Raw genomic sequence first — 4,974 nt, 5'->3', positions numbered from 1 at the left:
TCGGCGGCGCACCGTCAGCTCGACTACTGGGCGACGACCCTGGCAGGGGTACCGGACACGCCGCTCCCGCTGCCCACCGACCGTCCCCGCCCGGCCCGGCCGACGTTCGAGGGGGATGCGACCGCAGTACACCTCGACGCGGAGTTCCACACCCGGTTGCGCACCGTCACCCGCGCCCACGACGTGACCACCTTCATGCTGCTCCACGCGGTCCTCGCGGCGCTGCTCGCCCGCCGCAGCGGTCGATCGGACATCGTCGTCGGCACGGCGGTCGCGGGACGCAGCGATCCGCGGCTGTCCGCACTCGTCGGCATGTTCGTCGGCACCGTCGCGCTGCGCACCCCCGTCGACCCGGCCGCCACCGTCACCGACCTGCTGCGCAGGGTGCGTGCCGCCGACCTCGGTGCGCTCGCCCACGCCGACGTCCCGTTCGAGCAGGTCGTCGAGCGGATGGCCCCGCACCGCGACAGCGCACACCATCCGCTGTTCCAGGTGATGCTCACCCATCGCCCCGGTGGAGCCGAGAACCCCGTGCCCCAGCTGCCCGGCATGCACATTCGCGACACCGAGCTGGGAACCCCACCGGCACTGTTCGACCTGTCCTGGGAGATCGTCGAGGACCACACCGGCGACGAGGCGCACGGACTCGACCTGCGCGTCGTCTACGCCACCGACCTCTTCGACGCCACGACCGTCGAGACCCTCCTCGCGGAGTACGTGGCGCTGCTGGACGCGGCGCTGGCCACCCCCGGCCGACCCGTCGGCGCGGCCGAGGTGACCCCGAGAACCCTGCGGGAGATCCTGGCCGGTACGGCCGTCGCCCATCCTCGAGCGATCGCCGTGCAGGCCGGATCGGTCGCATGGACCTACGCCGAACTCGACGCGCGCGCCGGGAGGATCGCATCCGAACTGGTGGCGCGCGGGGTCGGCCGCGGCGACCTCGTCGCCGTCGCGGTGCCGCGCGGTGCGTACTGGCCGCTCGCCGTCTGGGCCGTCACGCGGGTCGGGGCGGCCTGGGTGTCGGTCGACGTCCACCAGCCGCCCGCGCGGAGCGCGGCGATCCTCGGCGATTCGGGTGCGACCGTCGGCCTGACCGTGCCGCACGCCGCCCCGGCCGGCCGGTCGGGCCGCGGGGCGGTGGAATGGATCGACATGACCGGCTCGTACGCCGGGTCCCCGCCGCCGGAACCGCAGCAGACGGTCGACGACCTCGCGTACGTCATCTACACCTCGGGCACCACCGGCACTCCGAAGGGTGTGACGGTGCCGCATCGCGGAATCACCGCGCTCGTCGACGTCCACCGCCGACGGCTCGGGATCTTCCCCGGCGACCGCGTATTGCAGGCGGCGTCGACCACATTCGATGCCGCTGTTCTGGAACTGCTCGGCGCGCACGCGCACGGCGGCACGCTGGTGATCGCCGACGACGAATCGTTCGCCGGTCCCGCACTGCAGCGCCTCCTGATCGAATCGCGCGTCGATCACTTCTGCCTCACGCCGACCGTGCTCGCCACCCTCGACCCGGACACGCTGCCACCCGCCACGGTGATGGCGGGCGGCGAGACCCTGCATCCGGCGCTCGCCCGGCGCTGGTCGCGGCACCGCCTCTTCAACGGGTACGGGCCGACCGAGCTGACCGTCATGGTCTCGTGTGCCGGGCCGCTGACCGATACCCCGGCGAAACCGGCTGTCGGCCTTCCCGTTCCGGGGACGACCGGTTACGTTCTCGACGCGCGGCTGCACCCGGTTTCGCGCGGAACGGTGGGGGAGCTGTACGTCACCGGCGCCGGGCTCGCCCGCGGATACCACCGTCGGACCGGCCTCACCGCAACGCGATTCGTCGCCGATCCCTTCGGTAAACCCGGCGGCCGGATGTACCGCACCGGAGACTTGGTGCGGGTCGGCGCCACCGGCGAGTTCGAACACGTCGGACGGGTCGACGACCAGGTGCAGATCCACGGTATCCGGACCGAACCCGCCGAGGTCGACGCGGTGCTGCTCGCCGCCGAGGACGTCGACGCCGCGGTCACCGTCGCGGTGCCCGCGGCGGACGGAAACATCTGTCTCGCCTCGTATGTCCAGGGCCGTCCCGATCCGGACCGTCTGCGCCGCCGGCTCGCCACGCACCTGCCGCGTCATCTGCGACCGGCCACCGTCACCGTCGTCGACGCACTGCCCCTGCAGCCGTCCGGCAAGGTCGACCGCGCGGCACTACCGGCACCGGACCCCTCGTGGTCCGCCGCGAACCACGTTCCACCGAGCGGACCGACCGCGCGCACCGTCGCCGCCGTCTACGCGCAGCACCTCGGCATCCCGGTCGGTGCGGTATCGGCCGACCGCGGATTCTTCGATCTCGGTGGCAGTTCGCTCGGCACCGTCGCGGTCGCGGGGGAGTTGTCCGAGGCGCTCGGGCGCACCGTTCCGGTCGGCTGGTTGTTCGACGCCCGGTCTGTCGACGAGCTCGCCCGCCGGATCGATTGCGACGCCACCGCGACCGCGAATCCGGACCCCCTTGCGGTGCTGGTGCCTCTCGGGGCGGGTGACCCGGACGTGCGGCCCCTGTTCTGCGTGCATCCGATCAGCGGATTGGCCTGGTGCTACGCCGGTTTGGCTGCGCATCTGGACGGTGTACCCGTGTACGGGCTGCAGGCGGTCGGACTCGATCCGATCCCCGGCTCGATCTCGGAGTTGGCCGCGCACTACGTCGACCGGATCCGCGCCGTGCAACCCGACGGTCCCTATCATCTCCTCGGATGGTCCGCCGGCGGCACGATCACGCACGAGATCGCGGTGCAGCTGCGCGCGGCGGGACACCGCGTCGCACTGCTCGCGCTGCTCGACACGTTCCCGGCGGAGTTGGTGCCGGACGTGCCCGAGCCTGCCTACGGTGAATCCGAGATCGACACCACCGGATTGCCGGACGCTCTCGTCGCCCGGGTTCGCGAGCGTGCGGACACCGCCGCGGTGACCGTCGAAACCGCCCTGCGCCAGCATGTTCCGGGCGTCCACGACGGCGAGATCCATCTCTTCACGGCCGAATCCGAGCACCGCGGGCCGGCCGCGCTCGCCGCGGCGTGGAACCGCCACGCAACCGATGGTGTGGTGGAACATCCACTGCCGTTCGCACATTCGGATCTGACGACGCCGGACGCGCTTCGCCGGATCGCGCCCGCGCTGATGCAGCACGGGCAGTTTCACAGTAATTGCCACCAATTCACGCCCGCCGGGCGTAGTAGCAGTGTCATCGGAACGAGGGAGACACCCTGATGGAAGTACACGACTACCTGCGAATTCTGCAGGCACGATGGAAGATCATCGCCGTGACGACGGTCGTGGTGTTGCTCGGCGCACTCGGCGCCTCGCTCCTCGCGACACCGCAGTACCAGGCATCGACGCGGCTGTTCGTGTCGACCTCGTCCGGCGCGTCGGTCAGCGAGATCTACCAGGGCAACCGGTTTTCGCAGGAACGCGTCGCCTCGTACACCAAGCTGCTCACCGGCACGACCGTGGCGGGACGGACGCTCGACGCTCTCGGGATCACCGATCTGACTCCGGCCGGGCTCGCGGCCAAGGTCAAGGCGTCGTCGGCGCCGGACACCGTGCTCATCGACACCACGCTCACGGACACGTCCCCGGAGCGCGCCCGCGATCTGGCGAACGCCCTGTCCGACGAATTCGTCATGATGGCACGTGAACTGGAGACCCCGGAGAACGGGGGCGCGCCCGCGGCACGCGTCGTCGTCGAGCAGTACGCGACCACCCCGGCCGCTGCGGTGTCCCCGAACACGAAACGCAATCTGGTGCTCGGGCTTCTGGTCGGTCTTCTGCTCGGCATCGGTGCCGCCGTCCTGCGTGACCGTCTCGACAACACGGTCAAGGATCGCAAGACGGCCGAGGACATCGCCGGTGCCGGCCTGGTCGGGACGATCCCGCTCGACAAGGAGCGTCAGAACGAGGTGGCGATCGTCTTCCGGGACGCGAATTCCGGTAGCGCCGAGGCATATCGCGAGCTGCGCACCAATCTTCAATTCCTCGACGTGGACAACCCGCCCCGTGTTCTCGTCGTCACCAGCGCCCTCCCGGCCGAAGGCAAGACCACCACGGCCATCAACACCGCCCTGGTGCTCGCCGAGGCGGGGCATTCGGTGGTGCTGGTGGAGGGCGATCTGCGCCGGCCGCGGGTCTCGAAGTACCTCGGTGTGCTCGGCGATGCCGGGTTCAGCACCGTATTGTCCGGCCGGGCCGGGCTCGACGATGTGCTGCAGCCGACTCGTTTCGAGAATCTGACGGTGCTCGCCGCGGGGACGCTGCCTCCCAACCCGAGCGAACTCCTCGGATCCGCAACCGCGAAGCATGTCATCGCGGAACTCCGCGCACGATTCGACTACGTGATCATCGACGCGTCGCCGCTGTTGCCGGTGACCGACGCGGTCGTGCTCAGTGCCGCCGCGGACGGCGCACTCGTCATCGCACGACACGGCAAGACCACGCGCGAACAGATGGTCCGCGCCGTCGGCAATCTCGATAGTGCCGGTGTGCGGGTGCTCGGCACCATCATCACGATGACCCCGTCGAAGGGGCCCGGCGCCTACGAATACCGGTACTTCTACGAGTCCGACGATTCCGGCAAGGCGACGACCCCCGCCACGGTCGTGGCGGCCCCGCGCGTCGAGTCGGAGGCGGCACCGGTCCCGAACCCGGTCCCCGCCTACACGGTGGCGCCGAGTTATCCGGAGGTGGTGCTTCCCCGGGCAGGGGAGCGGCCGGTGGTGCAGGCGCGGATGCGGCCGCTCAACGGAAGCTCAGTCGTGGATCCGGGTCAGCAGGGGCAGTAGAAGATCTGCGATCTCGCTTCCGACCGTGGCGAAGGTCTCTTCGTCGCAGCCGATCGGATCGGTGATGTCGTCGAGCCCGGGTGCCGTCGCGTGTACCCGGGCCGCCGACAGTTCTGCGACGGTCGAGGCGCCACTGGCC

At 70.5% G+C, this 4,974-nt stretch carries 2 protein-coding genes and 1 pseudogene; 2 read left to right on the top strand and 1 reads right to left on the bottom strand.

Annotated features, from left to right (window positions below):
- Positions 1 to 3,267, top strand: a 3,267-nt coding sequence (locus I0Q12_RS11770) for an amino acid adenylation domain-containing protein (RefSeq protein WP_197252090.1), incomplete at its 5' end; no start/stop codon positions are given.
- Positions 3,267 to 4,835, top strand: coding sequence for a polysaccharide biosynthesis tyrosine autokinase (locus tag I0Q12_RS11765; RefSeq protein ID WP_197252089.1), 1,569 nt, complete (start codon positions 3,267 to 3,269; stop codon positions 4,833 to 4,835). The genes I0Q12_RS11770 and I0Q12_RS11765, both read left to right, overlap by 1 nt.
- On the opposite strand, the pseudogene I0Q12_RS32660 reads toward I0Q12_RS11765, so the two are convergent.
- A pseudogene (locus tag I0Q12_RS32660) lies at positions 4,803 to 4,974 on the bottom strand (protein tyrosine phosphatase); the annotation flags it as partial. The gene I0Q12_RS11765 and the pseudogene I0Q12_RS32660 overlap by 33 nt on opposite strands.

The sequence above is a fragment of the Rhodococcus sp. CX genome, assembly GCF_015865005.1.
In the GTDB taxonomy this organism is placed as follows: Bacteria; Actinomycetota; Actinomycetes; order Mycobacteriales; family Mycobacteriaceae; genus Rhodococcus.
The sequence above is the reverse complement of the archived record's forward strand: the minus strand, read 5'-3'. Positions and strand labels throughout refer to the sequence as shown.